The sequence below is a fragment of the Bradyrhizobium sp. T-1 genome (genome assembly GCF_053592855.1).
On sequence record NZ_CM132115.1, the window covers coordinates 1,886,137 to 1,899,593 of the forward strand.

General features: G+C 61.5%; 12 protein-coding genes. 7 read left to right on the forward strand and 5 right to left on the reverse strand.

All coding sequences use genetic code 11. From position 1 onward, the window contains the following. Positions 1-84: 84 nt before the first annotated feature. The gene (locus tag ACWAT4_RS09100; RefSeq protein ID WP_212446825.1) at positions 85-756 is read left to right on the forward strand and encodes a PEPxxWA-CTERM sorting domain-containing protein; all 672 of its coding nucleotides are present in this window, start codon (positions 85-87) and stop codon (positions 754-756) included. A 104-nt stretch (positions 757-860) separates the two neighbouring features. Here the strand turns inward: ACWAT4_RS09100 and ACWAT4_RS09105 are convergent, their stop codons facing one another. From ACWAT4_RS09105 to ACWAT4_RS09115, 3 genes are read right to left on the reverse strand one after another with little or no spacing between them, the layout of a single operon-like run. Then, a complete protein-coding gene (locus ACWAT4_RS09105; protein ID WP_449730402.1) occupies positions 861-1,928 on the reverse strand; it encodes an alginate O-acetyltransferase AlgX-related protein in 1,068 nt (355 codons plus the stop codon). 12 nt (positions 1,929-1,940) lie between these two features. After that, the gene (locus ACWAT4_RS09110; protein ID WP_449730403.1) at positions 1,941-3,320 is read right to left on the reverse strand and encodes an MBOAT family O-acyltransferase; all 1,380 of its coding nucleotides are present in this window, start codon (positions 3,318-3,320) and stop codon (positions 1,941-1,943) included. A gap of 11 nt (positions 3,321-3,331) precedes the next feature. After that, positions 3,332-3,952 (reverse strand): alginate O-acetyltransferase AlgF, encoded by a 621-nt coding sequence (locus tag ACWAT4_RS09115; protein ID WP_449730404.1) that lies wholly within the window; start codon positions 3,950-3,952, stop codon positions 3,332-3,334. A gap of 445 nt (positions 3,953-4,397) precedes the next feature. Here ACWAT4_RS09115 and ACWAT4_RS09120 point away from each other — a divergent pair, with 445 nt between their 5' ends. The 5 genes from ACWAT4_RS09120 to ACWAT4_RS09140 all read left to right on the forward strand — a co-directional run bounded on the left by ACWAT4_RS09120 (position 4,398) and on the right by ACWAT4_RS09140 (position 8,413). After that, positions 4,398-4,682 carry a hypothetical protein gene (locus tag ACWAT4_RS09120; RefSeq protein ID WP_212427234.1) on the forward strand — a complete coding sequence of 95 codons (285 nt, stop codon included), beginning with the start codon at positions 4,398-4,400 and terminating at the stop codon, positions 4,680-4,682. Between the two features lie 87 nt (positions 4,683-4,769). Then, entirely contained in the window at positions 4,770-5,453 is a 684-nt protein-coding gene (locus tag ACWAT4_RS09125) for a hypothetical protein (RefSeq protein ID WP_449730405.1), read from the forward strand. After that, positions 5,450-5,779 carry a hypothetical protein gene (locus tag ACWAT4_RS09130; protein ID WP_212427236.1) on the forward strand — a complete coding sequence of 110 codons (330 nt, stop codon included), beginning with the start codon at positions 5,450-5,452 and terminating at the stop codon, positions 5,777-5,779. The genes ACWAT4_RS09125 and ACWAT4_RS09130 overlap by 4 nt, the downstream gene beginning before the upstream one ends. A gap of 336 nt (positions 5,780-6,115) precedes the next feature. Beyond that, on the forward strand, positions 6,116-6,322 hold the full coding sequence (locus ACWAT4_RS09135; RefSeq protein ID WP_212427237.1) for a hypothetical protein: 207 nt from the start codon (positions 6,116-6,118) through the stop codon (positions 6,320-6,322). A 660-nt stretch (positions 6,323-6,982) separates the two neighbouring features. Next, positions 6,983-8,413, forward strand: coding sequence for an undecaprenyl-phosphate glucose phosphotransferase (locus ACWAT4_RS09140; protein ID WP_212427238.1), 1,431 nt, complete (start codon positions 6,983-6,985; stop codon positions 8,411-8,413). Positions 8,414-8,462: 49 nt separating this feature from the next. Here ACWAT4_RS09140 and ACWAT4_RS09145 read toward each other — a convergent pair whose 3' ends face one another. Together ACWAT4_RS09145 and ACWAT4_RS09150 are read right to left on the reverse strand one after the other, a co-directional pair. Beyond that, positions 8,463-8,744, reverse strand: a complete 282-nt coding sequence (locus ACWAT4_RS09145) for a hypothetical protein (RefSeq protein WP_212303825.1) — start codon at positions 8,742-8,744, stop codon at positions 8,463-8,465. Between the two features lie 205 nt (positions 8,745-8,949). Then, complete coding sequence (locus ACWAT4_RS09150; protein WP_449730406.1) at positions 8,950-10,737, reverse strand: peptide ABC transporter substrate-binding protein; 1,788 nt, start codon at positions 10,735-10,737, stop codon at positions 8,950-8,952. Positions 10,738-11,105: 368 nt separating this feature from the next. On the opposite strand from ACWAT4_RS09150, the gene ACWAT4_RS09155 reads away from it, so the two are divergent. After that, the gene (locus tag ACWAT4_RS09155; protein ID WP_449731188.1) at positions 11,106-13,427 is read left to right on the forward strand and encodes a molybdopterin guanine dinucleotide-containing S/N-oxide reductase; all 2,322 of its coding nucleotides are present in this window, start codon (positions 11,106-11,108) and stop codon (positions 13,425-13,427) included. Positions 13,428-13,457: the final 30 nt, after the last annotated feature.

Consider the following 13,457-nt stretch of genomic DNA (forward strand, 5'->3'; position numbering starts at 1 on the left):
TTTTTGCTCGATTGACAGGGAGGTGCATCAGGCGCTATGGATTACCGTCAATTAAAATTTAATTAATTAAAGGGAGGTGAGCTGATGAATATTAAATCCGTGGTGGCTGTGGCCTTCGCGCTGGCGTTTTCCGGACTTGGTGCAACGGCATCCCAGGCTGCGACGCTGACGGGTAATCTCACCGCCGACAACCAGTTCTCGGTCTACATCAGCACGAACGACTCGTCTATCGGCACGCTGCTGACGCAGGGAAACAACTGGCCGACGACCTATTCGTTCTCGACCAACCTCTCGTCCGGCACTTACTATCTTCATGTCGTCGGTGACAATTTCTTTGGTCCGGCCAACATGGCCGGCGGCAATCCTGATGCTTTCCTTGGTCAGTTCTCCTTGACCGGCAACTATGTCTTTTCCAACGGCTCCCAATCCCTCCTGACCAACACGACCAACTGGCGCGCGTCCGACGCCACCGGTGGAGCGGTTAACTGGTCTGCGCCGTCGGGAACCCCGATCAGCTACGGCACGAATGGTGGTTCGAACATCTGGACCAACAACAACGGTGGCCAGCCGCTGAGCAATATCTCGACGAGCGCGCAGTGGATCTGGTCGAGCCCGGATCTGACCGGAGAGATGTTCCTCTCCACGACGATCTCCGCCGTTCCGGAGCCCTCGACTTGGGCAATGATGATCTTCGGCTTCCTCGGCGTCGGCTTCCTTGCCTACCGCCGTTCTGCCGGAAACGTGCGGCTCGCCTGAGCGACGCGAAACTATTCTCAATACGCGAAGGCCGCCGTGAGGCGGCCTTCTTGCTTTCTGGCGTTGACGTCCATCGCCCCGAAATGTTTGTGCGGCTGAACGGTCTATCGCGCAGCCTGTTTGCGCAACCGCTCGAGAAAGCGCCGCTCCGCATCGGTGAGCGGCGCGGTCAACGATCGCATCGGCCATTCCCATATGACGACCTTGGCCTTTGCCAGGCCGCTCGGGTTCTTTTCGAGCAGTCCCAGCAAAGCTCCCGCAAAGCCGCCTCCGGGCTCGCTGACCTGTGCGACTTCTCGCGACAGGGCCACCTGCAAATAGTCGGCGAATGCCGAGTTCAGCGAGAAGGATGAGCCGGCAAGAATGACGGACGCGTCCTCGGCATCGTCAAGCAAGCCGCCGCCGCGCTCAATCTCGGCCTTCACGTCGCGCTCCTGCTCGGGCGCCGGTGCCAGCCGGATCGGCGCCTCGGTCAGGCCTGCGAGCCGGGCGAGATCACCTGTCCGATTGCGCCAGGTGCCTTCGGACAGTCGAACCCTGTCGCCGCCGGGTCCGATCGTCACCGTGATCGCTTGCGCGATCTTGTCCGCTGCAAATCGGGCACCCGATTGATCCCAATGCGTATCCTGGTGCCAGTAGCCCGGGCGGGGCCAATCCGGTCTCACATCGACGATGATGGCGCCGTTGATGCGCGCAAGCTCCTCCCGGAAGTGATCGCGACTCCGGGACTGAAGCGCTCGCATGCCGCACAATTGCTCTTCGACCCGCTCGGCCTTGTCCGGGACCGGCACGATCACGAGGGCAGTGCCGAGCCGCAACACCGAGCGCACGAGATAGGGCAGCAACTCTGCGCGCGCCTTCATGTAGTCGGCGTCAGATCTATCGGCCCTCAGTTCCTCGATCGAATAGAGCCAATCACCGCATCCCGCGTGAACCTGGCGGCCTGCATCATGCAGCAGGCGATATTGCGCGCCGATCACCAGTCCGTCGAGTGTGGAGCTCCGCGGCACCGCATTGAAAATCGCCTTGTCGATGTGCTGGGCAAATTGGCCGTTGGTGAGATCATTCACGGTCGTCGTTCTCAGCACTTCGCCGAGCGCGTCGTGGCCTCTGGTCAGCACCGCGGCCAGTCCTGAGAAGATCACTGCGAGCACGAGGAGAGCCCTGATCATCGCGCGTGCTCCCTAGAACTGGAAATACAGGAACGGAATCACGGTGCGGCTTTGCATCGTCCATAAGGCGCAGAGCCACAAGAGCAGTGCCAATTCGAACGGTGGGCGCGCGACGTAGCGCCGCAACGGGTGGTCGGGCAGCGCCGGCGCGTAGACCACGAACAGACCGAGGCAGAGCGTCAGCAGTTCGGTCGGCCGCGCCGACGCGATCATCGGCGACGAAAAGGACTGCCCGTTAAATCCCAGCAGTCCCGACATCATCGTTTGGGCCACCTGCCAGTCCTGAGCGCGAAACAGCAGCCAACCGATCATGACGAAAATCATTGTCAGGAGATGCGAGACGAGTGCCGAGATGGCGGGCGCACCGGCCGAATTCCAGAGCCGCGCCGCGATCAACCCCAGCCCATGCCAAATGCCCCAGACCAGAAAAGTCCAGCTTGCGCCGTGCCAGAGGCCGCCAAGGGCCATCGTCACCAGCAAGTTGAAATAGGAGCGGACCGTGCCGACGCGGTTTCCGCCGAGAGGTATGTACAGGTAATCGCGGAGCCAGCTCGACAGGCTGATATGCCAACGGCGCCAGAATTCGGTGATCGATTTGCTCAGATAGGGATCGTCGAAATTCTCCGGAAACTTCAAACCGACCATCAGGCCCAGCCCGATCGCCATGCTGCTATAGCCGGCAAAATCGAAGTAGAGGTGCAGCGTGTAGGCGGTGACGGTCAAGGCGACATCGGCCATGCCAGGGTTCGGCAGCGAGTAGCCGGCATCGACGAGCGGCGCGAGCGTGTCTCCGAGCAGCACCTTCTGGGCAAAACCGAGCATGAAGCGGCGCCATCCTTCGGTGAACTCCGAAAGATCGAAGGAGCGCGACGTCAGTCGTTCCGCCACCGACTGGTAGCGCACCACGGGACCTGCGACGAGATGGCCGAACATGGCCTGATAGGTGGCGTAATTCACCAGGCTTGGCTCGGCGGCGACGGTCTTTCTGAAGACGTCCACCGAATAGGAGATGGCGCCGAAGACGAAGAACGAGAGGCCGATTGGCAAAGGCACCGCCGTCCAATGTCCAATCGGCGCTCCCAGAGCCAGCAGGCTTTCAGCGAGCAGGTTTGCGTATTTGAACCAGATCAGGCTCGCGAGAGGCGCAAGGATGGCGGCGAGCAGCGCGATCCGACGTTCTCTTCCTGCGCTTCGGACGATCCAGAGGCCCGTCGCCCACGACCAGCAGGCGATGACAATGAGGAGCGGGAGAAAGTCGAACCGCCACCAGCCATAGAAAATCAGGCTGAACAGCAGGATCGAGGCATTTCGGAAGCGGGCAGGGACGATCGCATAGACGAGCAGAAATACAGGCAGAAAAAGAAAGACGAAGGAGTCGCTGACGAACACCATCGGCGTGCGGCCTAGCGCTCTCGATAGGGCTCGGTCTCATCCAATTGACCGGTCAGACGAAGCCGTTCGGAATCCTTGCGAAGGAATAGGCTGTAGTAATCGCCGGCGCGCAGCTGAGGCAGCGTCAGGGACGCGTTGGCTTCGCCGCAGGCGCCTTCGAGCTTTGCGGTTACGGGATTGATCGTGCGAGACTGTACGGTGGCAAACGGAGTTTGCTGAAAGATCGTCGGTCCATCCGCAATTTTCAGCGTGGCCGTGCACCCGGGTACGAGATTGAAGAAGCGCAGCTTGGCTTTCAGGCCATCGCCGGAGCTTTGGCCCTCGTCGATGGACTGGACGGCCCAGCTCGAGTTCGTCTTCGAGATTACCAGGGTGAGATAGGCCTCGGCGCCCGGCACAACATCTTTCGAGATCGTGGAGCCGTTGACGGCCAGGTTGAGCGGCTTCTTTCCCGGAACGGCACGATAGGCGCTCGCGCCTGTGGCCTCGTTGATCTGCAGATCCGCCGAATTGACCTGAACCTGAGGGCGATCCCCGTCGGACAATGTGGTCACCCTGATGAAGGCATATCCCGGCGGCGGTCTGGTCGCGTACAGGCGGCCGATCTCTTGTCCCTGGCTCCGGGGGGCCATGGCGATCGGGAGGGACAATAGCAGTGTCGCAAGGCCCATGAGCCGTAGGCAAGAGCGACTGCGGAAAGTTGACGGAAAGGCCATGCCGGGATTGGGGTGCGGTTTGAATTGAGCCCAGACATAGCATCCAACTCATCGAGCGGAAATCAGTGCAAGCGCGACCGCTCCTCGCATGGCAAACGGAATTGGTTAGCAATGTCCTTGGGCGGCGGCGCTCGCCTCCAACGAACTGGCTCGTCATCCCTCTGGCCGCCCCGGCTAGCCTTGATTCCCCGGGGCTGCCGCGCCGCCCATCGGCGGCCGATGTGGCAGATAGATCGCAACGGCGGTTCGGCGAGAGCCAGACGGCCCAGGGCCGGCCTTGTGGCCTTGTCCTGCGGATAAGAGACTATTAAGACTATTAACTCTGTGGAATTTGAATCGGGCGGATCCGAGGGGCAAGACAATGCTGAAACTGGCTGGAGCAATCGCCGGTCTTTCGATGATGCTGGCAGGTGTGGCGTCCGCGGCGCCGCTTCTGGCTCAAACCGCGGTGCCTCATTCCAATCTGGCGGTCGAGCAAGTCAAAGTGATCTGCGACGAGGGCGGGCGCTGCTATCGTCCCCCGGTCCGCAAGCCGGTCGCACGCTGGGTCTATGGGGACGGCAATTTTTACGGCCCATATGAGGGCCCTGGCTACTACGGTAATCCGCGGCTGAAGTATCGGGTATTTCCCTATTTCTGGTGGTAATGCGCTGCGATCGGCATGGATGATCGGCACTCGCTGGTCGGGCCGCCGGATGTTCAATTGGTTTGCTAACGGTCCTGGAGGTTTGCGATGACTGATTTGTTCACCCCCAGACAGCTGAGCTTGTCCTTGCGCGGGGCCATCTGTGCCGCGTTGCTGTGCACTGCCATGGTCACGACAATCCCGGTGCGCGCCGCAGAGAACGGACCGTCGTCACCGGCGTCCGCAGCGGCCCCTTCCACCCCGCTCAACGATTTTCGCACTCAGCTGGGCGATGTCCGCAAGAGCCTCGAAGGGGTGAACGCGAGGATTGAGGAAAAGGCGAAAACGATCGAATCCCTGTCCAGGCCCGACGCTGCGAAGCAGCAGGTCGAGGAGCTTCAGGCCCTGATTTCTCAGACGCTGGGGCTGGTCGCGGACAACGGCGAGATTGCGAAGCTTGGTGCCCGCGCGCTGGGATATGCTCGCTCCAAGCAGGAGCAGATGCACAACGACACCAAATTCACGCCGTCCGAACGGCAGGCCCTGCAGAAGCGCTGGGATCAGAACGTTGCCGAAATGGTGAAAGCGACGGACGATTTGGCCAAGGCCAGCGGCGAATTTGCGCAGCTCCTGAAGACCGTCCAGACCCGGGGCGACTATGCTTCCGAGGTGCTGGAGGTCGAGAACGCTGACGAGATGGTCAGGGTGGTGCGGAATCTCGCCGGTGACGTGCGGGGAGCCTCGGAAGGATTGAAGCTCTTCATCCGAAGCCTCACGCCGCCGGAGTCATGAGGCTGAAGCTTACTTGCGCCGTTTTGGCTGCGCTCGCGGTTGGACTGGCTGGGTGTGACTGGCGCGAGGAAACAGGTTTCGTCGAGGTGAAGAAAAGCTTTGCCAGCTTGGCCGTCGGCGACACGCTGGTCCTCAATGAAACGATGCTCGATTTCGGCACCCGCAGCAGCCTCGTTATTCAGCAGCCGACCGGCACGGCCGGTCTGCAGGTCAGACGGGGTGAGACAAGCCGAAAACTCTGCGAGTTCGCGGTCCGAAAGAATCGGATGGTGACCGTGACATTAGCGGCGGCAAATGGCGGTCTTCGCTGCTCCGTGCAATCGTGAGACTGAGAGAGGGACCTGCCTCCCGGAGGCGGCGCTATGGCAGGCTCGCTCCGTCTCGGCACAGGCTTGCAGGGGGCCGCGAGCAATCTACCCTTGGACCGTATCCTTGCCTATATAATGAGCCGTATTAATTCGGTATTGACCGCGATTAAAAAATCAACAACATTGGCAATTATTTAAATCGACTTTTTATCTCCCTTGGCGAGGGGGCGGTTGGGGCAACGACATGCCGAAATCGAAGGTGCTGTCCTTCGCGGTCCCGTTTCTGCCGGATGTCGAATCCCTCTAGACCATCGAGACTCGATTCCTCGCCGAGTTTTTCGCGTGGGGCAATCTATGGGCCGAGCAGAACTTCATTTTTCCGATCTGCGGCGTCTCCAGCAAGCGCTGGAAAATATCGCGTCCGACCTCGATGAAATCGAAGGACGTTCCCATACGCGTCTTCGCGACCTGGCAAAGAATCTGTATGACAGCCCCGGTCGCAGTCTCGAAACCTGCATGTCCAACTTCGAAATCGCGGTGCGGGGCCGCCTGGCGAATTAAGGCGTCGTTCGCGCTCCGAGACCTCGGGGTTTTAAGCGTCGTTCGGCAGCTATGGCCTTCGACTGCCACGACATAACATGCGTGTCGTTGATCGGTGTAAGAGAACCTCTAAGACGATCAGCTCTCGCAGGGCTTGCGTCCAAGTCGAGCGTCCCGAAATGTGCCAGGCTCTCTCTGCCAGGTTGCACTTGGCGAACGGCGCAGCTTTTCTGCCGAATCGGTTCTTCGTCGCGCTCGACGACTGCGGCAAGTCCACGCCAGCTGCAATGCTGAAGCAAAATTCATGGCAGAGTTGCATGCCGACGCTCTCTTGTCGTGATGCACCTTCAGATGGCAATCCGATGAACTTCTCGTAACTGACGGCTGTTCGCCGAGCGCAGTTGCCTGACGTGCGCATCTACGCATCTGTGTGCGCGTAATTTCGAAGCGGAACTTGATTGGAAATGCGGCAACCAGCGCATTCGTGTGTCGACGTTGTGACAAATGCTTGCTCAGTTGCAAATCAATCAAAATACACTCACTCAATCCTTGCGTCGCGAAAGTTTTGCGTGCGGCGCCACAATCTCGCTGCGATCACTCAACACCTTGTCGCGCGGGGATGAGGCGAGTCTTTCAGCATCACGATGAGCGTCAGGCACTCCTCGACACGCAGAGGTTCGAATGGCTGTTGCAACTTACGGTTATGAAGGCGCGCATGCGCTGTTGTCCGCGCGCGGCAGTGCTCTTCAGAGACCGTTTCAGATCGTGATCATAGCTGCCGATTTCCTGCTGATCCTGCTGAGTTATGTGATTGGGGCGTCCCTCTACGGTGCAGCAGTTGCTTCACCCGCAGATGGCGTGTCGGTAGGAGCCGGGTTGTTCGTCGGAGTCGTTTTCGTCACGGTCGCCTATTTTCGGGATGTCTATGCGACGCACCGACTGCTCAATCTGGTCTGGCAGCTTCGAAAGGCGCTCTTCATCTGGTTGACGTCGCTGACCATCCTGGCCGTCGTGGCCTTCTTATTGAAGTCGACGGACAACCTCTCCCGAGGAACTGTCCTCGTCTTCGCTGCTATCGGTGGCACCGGCCTGATCAGTCTCCGCTTCGTCTGGCAGGCCGTGTTCGGTACGAGCTTTGCGAGAAGTCGTCTGGTTGATCGCAAGGTGATCTTGCTGAGTCTGCGGCCGCTCGATTTCACCTCTAGCCGCTTCAAGGATTTGCGGCGGAACGGCTTTGATGTCGTTCGCCATTTTGTCCTCGGGGGCGATTGCGATGATGATCACTGGGAGCGAGCGATCCGCGACGTCATCCGTCAATCGCGTTCGGCCGATGTTGACGAATATCTGCTCGCGATCGACTGGAATGAGCTGCCGCTGCTGCGCAAGCTGGGGCCTTATTTGCGCGCTGTGCCGCAGCCGATACGCCTGTTGCCCGACGATCCGATCGCAGATCTGGTGGCCCGTCCGTTTCTCCCGGTCAGCGGAAGCGTCGCGATCGAGATTCAGCGACCGCCCCTCAGCATCTTCGAACGGCTGCAAAAGCGCTGTCTCGACGTGGGAGTGGCGCTGTTTGCGCTGGTGCTCCTGACGCCGTTGGTGCTGACCGTTGCCGTTCTGATCAAGCTGGATTCCCCTGGAACCATCATTTTCCGGCAGTCACGCCGCGGCTTTAATGGCAAGCCGTTCGAGATCTGGAAGTTTCGCACGATGACGGTCTGCGAGGATGGTGAGACGATCAGGCAGGCAACCAGAAGGGATGCGCGGATCACCAGGATCGGGCGCTTCCTTCGCATGACGAGTATCGACGAACTGCCGCAGCTCTGGAACGTGTTGCGGGGCGACATGTCACTGGTCGGGCCGCGTCCGCATGCGCTCGCCCATGACAACTACTATGACGAGCTGATCAGCAAATATGTCTATCGCCATCACATGAAGCCGGGCCTGACGGGCTGGGCTCAGGTGAACGGATTCCGCGGCGAAACGCCGACGATCGACCTGATGGAAAAACGGGTCGAGTATGACGTTTGGTACGTCGGCAATTGGAGCATCTGGCTCGATCTCAAGATCATGGCGCGCACGGCCTCGGCTGTGCTGTTCCAGGAAGCTTATTGAGCCAGCATCTTGAGGCGGATCAGCAGGGGAGCACCAATCAGCCCCGGCTTCACTTGGGCGGCGGCTTCCGAAAGAAGCGCATAATCGTATCGCCGAGCGCGATGAGCGGCGGCGCGAGGACGAAGAAAGCGCCCATCGCGACGGAAACGATGACGTGCCGAAGCAAGAGCGGTTCGTCCTGGTCTGCTTCTCTCTGGCTGCGCTCGATGACCGCCGGCGAGAGCGTTTTCGCGCGAGACGTCGGCAGAGGCTTGCGCGGGCGAATAACGAGCAACACGAACAGAATGTTGAGCAGAACCCAAATAGCCAAAATTGTGAGGACGATCCGCATCCTAAGCCACCGGAAATGAACGAAGAAATAGGATCGAAGCTAACCTCTCGGAACCCGGAAGACAAGATGCCCAAATTTTTGGCAGTCGAGGCGTCAATCCTGGCTTCACGCTAGGGCAGGCGCTGCATCTTGCGAATTCCGGACGAATACGGAGATCGAGCGCCGGCAGGGCAGTGCGTGAGGGGCCTGTCCATGGACTGCTGTGTCAGTTCCGATACCAGCTCGCCAAGTTCCACGTCGTGACATCCCACCCCGAGATATCAGTCACGAGGCTGTTGACGGCGCCGCCGACGATGTAACGCGACAGCAGCGGCAGGAACACGTTGGCCTCGCAGAAGATCTCGTTGACCTTGATCAGGAGCGCTGCGCGCTTGATCGGGTCGAGCTCCTGCTGCGCGGCCTTGTAGGCCTTGTCAGCCTCTGGATCTGACCAGCGCGAGACGTTACGGCCGAGCCATTTGTTGTCCTTGTTGGCGACCTCCCAGGAGACGCACTGGTTCAGGAATCGCTCCGGATCCGGCTGCGGTTGCGTAGCGTTGTACATCTCCATGTCGCAATAGAATTTCGAGTAGGTGTCGGGGTTGCCGACGTCCGACGAGAAGAACACCGACGCGGTGACCGATTTGAGCTCGATCTCGATGCCGGCCTTCTGGCAGGCCTGCTTGATGATGGCCTGCGTCTTCTGTCGTGGGGAATTGGTCGAGGTCTGGAAGACGTATTTGAGCTTCTTGCCGTCCTTCTCGCGGATGCCGTCCGCGCCCATCTTCCAGCCGGCCTCGTCGAGAATCTTGTTCGCCTTGTCGACGTTGAACTCATATTTCAGCTTGCCCGACTTGAATCGAGTGGGCTGGTTGACGAAGCTCGCCGTTGCGACGGCGGCGCGGCCGTAGATGAATTTCTGGATCCCGTCGCGGTCGATCAGCAGGTTGATCGCTCGTCGCACGGCCGGATCGGACAGCGTCGGGTGCTTGGTCTTGACGCTGGAACGTTCGCCATCGACCTCGATCGAAGGATCCGTCGTGTTGAGGATCATGAACTCGATGCCGCCGGCGGTCGTGAACTCCACCTTGCCCTTGCCGCCGGCCTCCATGCGCTTGAGGATCTCGTCCTCCACCAGCAGGTTCCAGGCATAGTCGTATTCGCCGGTCTGCAGCACCGCGCGCGCCGCGGAGACGGCATCGCCGCCACCCTTGATCTCGAACGTGTCGAAATAGGGCTGGTTCTTGACGTGATAGTCGGGATTACGTTCGGCGCGAAGCAGATCGCCCGGCTTGAACTCGACGAACGTATAGGGACCCGTGCCGACCGGCTTCAGATTGCCCGGCGCATCGCGCGACTTCGCGCCGGCATAGTCGCCGAAATGATGTTTCGGCAGGATCTGACCGACAGAGCCGACGAACGGGTCGGCCCAGAACGGGGTCGGCGCCTTGAAGATCACCTTGACGGTGTGGTCGTCGATCTTCTCGACCGTGATGTTCTGGTAGGACCCCGTGGTGTAGGCGGCGGTGGCGAGATCCGCGGCGTAGGCCCAGGTGAAGACGACGTCGTCGGCGGTGAAGGGCTTGCCGTCATGCCATTTCACGCCCTGCTTCAGCTTCCAGATCACGCTCCTGCCGTCGGCGGAAAGGCCGCCATTGGCCTTGGTCGGAATCTCGGCGGCGAGGCAGGGGATGAGGTTGCCCTCCCTGTCCCAGCCCGCGAGCGGCTCGAAGAAGACGCGCGAGGCGACCTGGTCCTTGGTGCCGAGCGCGAAATGCGGATTGAGCAGGGTAGGCGCCTGCCAGACCAGCATCTTCAGTGGACCGCCGCCGCCGGCTTTCGTCGGCTTGTAGGCAAGGGTAGCGTCCGCCATCGCCACGTCGTTCCAGAGCAGGATCTGGCTCGCGACTGGAGCGGCGATGCCGACTGCAGCCATGGTCCGGATGAACGAGCGTCGCGACAGCGTGCCCTGCTTCACCTCCGCGACAAATCCGCGGATGTCGTTTTCGTCCATCAGATGACCTCCACCTGCCACAAGAACAGTCGTCACCGGCCCCCCATCATGTTGCATCGGAGACTAGGCGGCAATGCCGACAAAGGCGGAGGGCCCTGCGGCGAAATGGCGGATGAAGGACAACGAGCGCAACTCCGTCCCCGTCATCCCTGCGCAACGGCCTAGCCGTTGCGCAGGGATGACGGGTCATTGGAACGCAACGACGAGGCTTGAACTCCGCCCTCAAGGACTGCACGGCGCGGGATGCCGCCATGCGCTCGGTTCCAGCCATCGGTAATCCGTTGCCCTTCACGAGGCCGCCTCTTTATATTGGCGCGACGATTGCGACCGGAGCCGCCTGTACGGCGTTCCGCGATGAGGGCGACGCGATGGACGATACGATTGGTTTCCCCGATCCGGGTCTCGATTTGTCTGATGGATTCAAGCCGCACACCTCGCATTGGGGCGTGTTTTCCGCACGCAACAGCGACACCGGTCTGGAGGTGAGGGCCTATGCCGGCGATCCCGATCCGAACGGCATCATCGATAATTTTCCCGGCGCGTTACGCCACCAGGCGCGCATCGCCCAGCCGGCGATCCGCCGTGGCTGGCTCGAACGCGGTCCCGGTCCCGATGACAAGCGCGGCCGCGACGAATTCGTCTCGGTCAGCTGGGAGAAGGCGCTCGACTTGCTCGGTGACGAGCTGACGCGCATCCGCGACACGCGTGGCCCCGGGGCCGTGTTCGGCGGCTCCTATGGCTGGGCGAGCGCGGGCCGTTTTCATCACGCGCAGAGCCAGGTGCACCGTTTCCTCAACATCGCCATGGGCGGCTATGTCCGCTCGGTGAATTCCTATTCCTCCGGCGCGTCCTCGGTGCTGTTGCCGCAGATCATGGCGGGCTACGAGGACATCACCAAGCGCAACGTCACCTGGGAGCAGATCGCCACCGAGACCGAGATCGTGCTCGCCTTCGGCGGCATGGCGCTGAAGAACTCGATGGTGGCGGGCGGCTCGATCAGCAAGCATGTCGAGCGAGGTGCCATGGCGGCGGCACGCCGGCGCGGCTGCGAGTTCATCCTGATGAGCCCGCTGCGCGAGGACCTGCCGGTCGAGGCCGGCGCGGAATGGATGACGTGCATCCCCGGCACCGACACCGCGCTGATGCTCGGCATGGTCCACACGCTGGTCAGCGAAGGCCTGCACGATCAGGCCTTCCTCGATCGCTACACCGAGGGATGGCCGGTGTTCTTGCGCTATCTCACCGGTGAGAGCGACGGGCAGGCCAAGGATGCCGCGTGGGCCGCTGCGATCTGCGGCGTCGATGCTGATGCGATCCGTACGCTGGCGCGGCGCCTGGTCGGCAGGCGCGCGCTCATCACCGTCTCGCATTCACTGCAGCGCGCCGAGCATGGCGAGCAGCCGGTGTGGATGGGCATGGTGCTGGCGGCAGCGCTGGGCCAGATCGGTCTTCCCGGCGGCGGCTACGCCTATTCCCTCGGCGCAATCGGCTATTACGGCCGCCGCGTCAACGACGTGCCGGGGCCGACACTGGGGCAGGGACGCAACGGCGTCCGTGATTTCATTCCGGTGGCGCGCATCGCCGACATGCTGTTCAATCCCGGCAGCACCTATCGCTACAACGGCGAGACGCGCACCTATCCGGACATCCGCTTGGTCTATTGGGCGGGCGGCAATCCGTTCCATCATCACCAGGACATCAACCGCCTGCGCAAGGCGTTCGCGAAGGTCGACACGCTGGTCGTGCACGAGCTCGCCTGGACAGCAACCGCGCGCCACGCCGACATCGTGCTGCCCTCGACCATGACGCTGGAACGCGAAGATATCGGCTATTCCAGCAACGATCCCTTGATGGTCGCGATGCATCGCATCGCCGAGCCGTTCGGGCTGGCGCGCGACGACTACGAGATCTTTGCCGGTCTCGCCGATCGTCTCGGTGCGCGCGAGCCCTTCACGGAAGGACGCACCTCGCGGCAATGGCTGGAGCATCTCTACGAGCCGACCCGCGCCTCGCTCGCCAAGCGCGGCCTGGAGGCCCCGAGCTTCGAGGAGTTCTGGCGGCGCGGCAGCCTGGTCGTGCCGCAGCAGCCCGACGATGGCGGCCGGTTGCGCAGCTTTCGCGAGGACCCGGTCGCACACCCGCTGCCGACGCCCAGCGGACGCATCGAAATCTACTCGGCGAAGATTGCCGGCCACGGCGATGTGGATTGTCCGGGTCATCCGGTCTGGCTCGAGAAGAGCGATATGCCGAAGCCCGGCGCGCCGTGTTTCCTCGTCGCCAACCAGCCGGTAACGCGGCTGCACAGCCAGCTCGACTTCGGCGGTCATTCACTTGGCGCCAAACATCGCGGCCGCGAGGTCGCGCGCATGCATCCGCGCGATGCGAGCGCGCGCGGCATTGCGGATGGCGACATCATCCGCCTGTTCAACGAACGCGGCGCCTGCCTTGCCGCGGTGCACGTCACCGACAGCATCGCGCCCGGTGTGGTGCAGCTGCCGACCGGCGCCTGGTACGATCCGATGGATCCGGACGACGACGAGCCGCTCTGCGTTCACGGCAATCCCAACGTGCTCACGCGCGACGTCGGCACTTCGTCTTTCGCGCAAGGCTGCACCGGCCAGCTCACGACCGTGGAGGTCGAGAAGTTCACCGGCAATCTGCCGCCGATCCGGGCGTTCGATCCGGCGTAACGATCGCAGGCGCAAGCTTGCCGCTTTGCG

Bases quoted from the DNA above. Each gene is read 5' to 3' on its own strand.
- ACWAT4_RS09100 (WP_212446825.1), top strand. From the start codon at position 85: ATGAATATTAAATCCGTGGTGGCTGTGGCCTTCGCGCTGGCGTTTTCC.
- ACWAT4_RS09105 (WP_449730402.1), bottom strand. From the start codon at position 1,928: ATGATCAGGGCTCTCCTCGTGCTCGCAGTGATCTTCTCAGGACTGGCC.
- ACWAT4_RS09110 (WP_449730403.1), bottom strand. From the start codon at position 3,320: ATGGTGTTCGTCAGCGACTCCTTCGTCTTTCTTTTTCTGCCTGTATTT.
- ACWAT4_RS09115 (WP_449730404.1), bottom strand. From the start codon at position 3,952: ATGGCCCCCCGGAGCCAGGGACAAGAGATCGGCCGCCTGTACGCGACC.
- ACWAT4_RS09120 (WP_212427234.1), top strand. From the start codon at position 4,398: ATGCTGAAACTGGCTGGAGCAATCGCCGGTCTTTCGATGATGCTGGCA.
- ACWAT4_RS09125 (WP_449730405.1), top strand. From the start codon at position 4,770: ATGACTGATTTGTTCACCCCCAGACAGCTGAGCTTGTCCTTGCGCGGG.
- ACWAT4_RS09130 (WP_212427236.1), top strand. From the start codon at position 5,450: ATGAGGCTGAAGCTTACTTGCGCCGTTTTGGCTGCGCTCGCGGTTGGA.
- ACWAT4_RS09135 (WP_212427237.1), top strand. From the start codon at position 6,116: ATGGGCCGAGCAGAACTTCATTTTTCCGATCTGCGGCGTCTCCAGCAA.
- ACWAT4_RS09140 (WP_212427238.1), top strand. From the start codon at position 6,983: ATGGCTGTTGCAACTTACGGTTATGAAGGCGCGCATGCGCTGTTGTCC.
- ACWAT4_RS09145 (WP_212303825.1), bottom strand. From the start codon at position 8,744: ATGCGGATCGTCCTCACAATTTTGGCTATTTGGGTTCTGCTCAACATT.
- ACWAT4_RS09150 (WP_449730406.1), bottom strand. From the start codon at position 10,737: ATGGACGAAAACGACATCCGCGGATTTGTCGCGGAGGTGAAGCAGGGC.
- ACWAT4_RS09155 (WP_449731188.1), top strand. From the start codon at position 11,106: ATGGACGATACGATTGGTTTCCCCGATCCGGGTCTCGATTTGTCTGAT.